The organism is Sediminibacterium salmoneum NBRC 103935 (genome assembly GCF_000511175.1).
Taxonomy (GTDB): Bacteria; Bacteroidota; Bacteroidia; order Chitinophagales; family Chitinophagaceae; genus Sediminibacterium; species Sediminibacterium salmoneum.
The window spans coordinates 281,499-283,941 of sequence record NZ_KI866530.1; the positions used below are offsets into that span (position 1 = coordinate 281,499).

1 protein-coding gene and 1 pseudogene are annotated in these 2,443 nt (G+C 41.2%); both read left to right on the forward strand.

The window, feature by feature from the left end; all coding sequences use genetic code 11:
* Window positions 1-1,603, forward strand: a 1,603-nt coding sequence (gene rpoB, locus P767_RS15250) for a DNA-directed RNA polymerase subunit beta (RefSeq protein ID WP_037351518.1), incomplete at its 5' end; no start/stop codon positions are given.
* A gap of 26 nt (window positions 1,604-1,629) precedes the next feature.
* Window positions 1,630-2,443 (forward strand): annotated as a pseudogene (locus tag P767_RS15255) (DNA-directed RNA polymerase subunit beta'); the annotation flags it as partial.

Consider the following 2,443-nt stretch of genomic DNA (forward strand, 5'->3'; position numbering starts at 1 on the left):
GGTTAAGAAAGGTCAGGTGGTTAAGAAGGGTGATTTCCTAACCGAAGGGTATGCAACAAAAGATGGTGAACTGGCTTTAGGCCGTAACCTTCAGGTTGCTTTCATGCCTTGGAAAGGATACAACTTTGAAGATGCGATTGTAATTAGTGAAAAAGTAGTTAGAGAAGATTTATTTACTTCTGTACATATTGATGAGTACGAATTGGAAGTTCGTGACACCAAATTAGGTGAAGAAGAATTAACCCCGGATATTCCAAACGTTTCTGAAGAAGCAACCAAGGATCTGGATGAAAATGGTATTATCAGAATTGGTGCTACCATTAAAGAGGGTGATATTCTGATTGGTAAGATCACGCCAAAAGGCGAGTCTGATCCAACCCCTGAAGAAAAACTATTGCGTGCCATCTTTGGTGACAAAGCCGGTGATGCAAAAGATGCTTCTTTAAAAGCTCCAAATGGTACAGAAGGTGTAGTAATTGATAAAAAATTATTCCAGCGCGCCAAGAAAGATAAGAACGGCAAGATTCGTGAAAAAGCGTTATTGGAAAAAGTTGAGAAAGTACATCAGCAAAATGTTGAAGCCATTAAAGAATTGTTGTTAGAGAAACTACAGACTTTGTTGAAAGACAAAGCTTCTGCAGGTGTTAGCAATAACTTCGGTGAAATGTTGATTGGTAAGGGTGCAAAATTCAATCAGAAGAATCTGAGCACGATCGATTACCAGAACGTGAATCCATTGGGCTGGACTGGTGATGCAAAAACAGACGATCAGATCAATACCCTTTTACACAACTACAGCATTAAATTCAATGAAGAGTTGGGTAGATACAAGCGTGAGAAGTTCAACATCTCTATTGGTGATGAATTACCTGCAGGTGTATTGAAACTGGCTAAAGTTTACTTAGCTGTTAAGCGTAAATTGAAAGTAGGGGATAAGATGGCAGGCCGTCACGGAAACAAGGGTATCGTTGCCAAAATTGTACGTGCCGAAGACATGCCATTTATGGAAGACGGAACACCGGTAGATATCGTATTGAATCCACTTGGGGTACCTTCCCGTATGAACCTTGGACAGATTTATGAAACCATCTTAGGATGGACTGGTAAACGTTTAGGGGTTCGTTTTGCAACACCAATTTTTGATGGTGCATCTACGGATCAAATTGAACAATACTGTAAAGATGCGGGCATTCCGAGAAACGGTCATACTTACCTGTATGATGGTGAAACCGGAGAACGTTTCCACCAGAAAGCAACTGTAGGGGTAATCTATATGATTAAATTACACCACATGGTAGACGATAAAATGCACGCGCGTTCTATTGGGCCATACAGCTTGATTACTCAACAACCGTTGGGTGGTAAGGCACAGTTCGGTGGTCAGCGTTTTGGTGAAATGGAGGTTTGGGCACTGGAAGCATATGGTGCTGCCAACATTCTTCAGGAACTATTAACCCTTAAGTCTGATGATATCATTGGACGTGCAAAAACCTATGAGGCAATTGTGAAAGGGGAAAATATTCCAAGAGCAGGCGTTCCTGAATCATTCAACGTATTGGTGCACGAATTAAGAGGTCTAGGTTTAGATCTTAAGTTCGATTAAAAAAAATTCAAATTCTCAACCGCGATATGGCAATCAAAAGAGAAAACAAACAACGTCCAACCTTTTCACAGATCACGATTAGTCTGGCATCTCCGGACAGTATCCTGGAAAGAAGTTTTGGCGAAGTACTGAAACCTGAAACCATCAACTATCGTACCTATAAGCCTGAACGTGATGGCTTATTCTGCGAAAGAATCTTCGGACCTGTAAAGGACTACGAGTGTGCTTGTGGAAAGTATAAGCGTATCCGTTACAAGGGTATCGTATGTGACCGTTGTGGTGTGGAAGTTACAGAAAAGAAAGTGCGTCGTGAACGCATGGGACATATTAAACTGGTAGTTCCTGTAGTACATATCTGGTACTTCAAGAGCTTGCCTAATAAAATTGGTTACTTGCTTGGAATGAGTTCCAAGAAACTGGAAACCATTATTTATTATGAGCGCTATGTAGTTATTCAGGGTGGTATTAAAGAGAACCTAAGCATGGGTGATCTTTTAACCGAAGAAGAATACTTAGACCTGATTGATGGCTTACCAAAAGACAACCAGTTCCTTCCAGATGATGATCCTCAAAAGTTCATCGCGAAAATGGGAGCTGAAGCAGTTCATGCTTTATTGGAGCGCATTGATTTAGATGAATTAAGTTTCTCTTTAAGAAATGCAGCCGCAACTGAAACTTCTCAGCAGCGTAAAGCAGATGCACTTAAGCGTTTGAGCGTAGTTGAATCTTTCCGTGATGCCAGCACCAGAATTACCAATCGCCCGGAATGGATGGTAATGCAGTATATTCCTGTTATACCGCCGGAATTGCGTCCATTGGTTCCATTGGATGGAGGTAGAT